The 1,648-nt window shown below is 55.5% G+C and carries 1 rRNA gene; it reads right to left on the reverse strand.

Going from position 1 to position 1,648, the window contains the following annotated elements:
- Positions 1 to 149: 149 nt before the first annotated feature.
- Positions 150 to 1,648 (reverse strand): 16S ribosomal RNA (locus tag ABD791_RS21200); the annotation flags it as partial.

Here is a 1,648-nt window from a genome sequence, read left to right on the forward strand (position 1 = left end):
CCCCCGAAGGAGCGTACTGAATCAGATGAACTTCATCCGGCATCAATGTCAATGTTCCACCCATGAGCGCCATCCCAGAACATTCGTCTGAGTATGACTGGCACCGTTGATCTCCCTGTATACAGAGGAGAGGTGCACGTGCTCCTTAGAAAGGAGGTGATCCAGCCGCACCTTCCGGTACGGCTACCTTGTTACGACTTAGTCCTAATCACCGATCCCACCTTCGACAGCTCCTCCCCTTGCGGGTTAGGCCACTGGCTTCGGGTGTTACCGACTTTCATGACTTGACGGGCGGTGTGTACAAGGCCCGGGAACGTATTCACCGCAGCGTTGCTGATCTGCGATTACTAGCGACTCCGACTTCATGAGGTCGAGTTGCAGACCTCAATCCGAACTGAGACCGGCTTTTTGGGATTCGCTCCACCTTACGGTATTGCAGCCCTTTGTACCGGCCATTGTAGCATGCGTGAAGCCCAAGACATAAGGGGCATGATGATTTGACGTCATCCCCACCTTCCTCCGAGTTGACCCCGGCAGTATCCCATGAGTTCCCACCATTACGTGCTGGCAACATAGGACGAGGGTTGCGCTCGTTGCGGGACTTAACCCAACATCTCACGACACGAGCTGACGACAACCATGCACCACCTGTTTACGAGTGTCCAAAGAGTTGACCATTTCTGGCCCGTTCTCGTATATGTCAAGTCTTGGTAAGGTTCTTCGCGTTGCATCGAATTAATCCGCATGCTCCGCCGCTTGTGCGGGCCCCCGTCAATTCCTTTGAGTTTTAGCCTTGCGGCCGTACTCCCCAGGCGGGGAACTTAATGCGTTAGCTGCGACACGGAGACCGTGGAATGGTCCCCACATCTAGTTCCCAACGTTTACGGCATGGACTACCAGGGTATCTAATCCTGTTCGCTCCCCATGCTTTCGCTCCTCAGCGTCAGTTACGGCCCAGAGATCTGCCTTCGCCATCGGTGTTCCTCCTGATATCTGCGCATTCCACCGCTACACCAGGAATTCCAATCTCCCCTACCGCACTCTAGTCTGCCCGTACCCACTGCAGGCCCGAGGTTGAGCCTCGGGTTTTCACAGCAGACGCGACAAACCGCCTACGAGCTCTTTACGCCCAATAATTCCGGACAACGCTTGCACCCTACGTATTACCGCGGCTGCTGGCACGTAGTTAGCCGGTGCTTTTTCTGCAGGTACCGTCACTTTCGCTTCTTCCCTACTAAAAGAGGTTTACAACCCGAAGGCCGTCGTCCCTCACGCGGCGTTGCTGCATCAGGCTTTCGCCCATTGTGCAATATTCCCCACTGCTGCCTCCCGTAGGAGTCTGGGCCGTGTCTCAGTCCCAGTGTGGCCGGTCACCCTCTCAGGCCGGCTACCCGTCGTCGCCTTGGTGAGCCATTACCTCACCAACAAGCTGATAGGCCGCGAGCTCATCCTTGACCAAAATTCTTTCCACCCCCAGGAGATGCCTCCGAGGGTCGTATCCGGTATTAGACGTCGTTTCCAACGCTTATCCCAGAGTCAAGGGCAGATTGCTCACGTGTTACTCACCCGTTCGCCACTAATCCAAGGAGCAAGCTCCTCTTCATCGTTCGACTTGCATGTGTTAAGCACGCCGCCAGCGTTCGTCCTG

It is taken from the genome of Glaciibacter kafniensis (genome assembly GCF_039538945.1).
GTDB lineage: Bacteria > Actinomycetota > Actinomycetes > Actinomycetales > Microbacteriaceae > Cryobacterium > Cryobacterium kafniensis.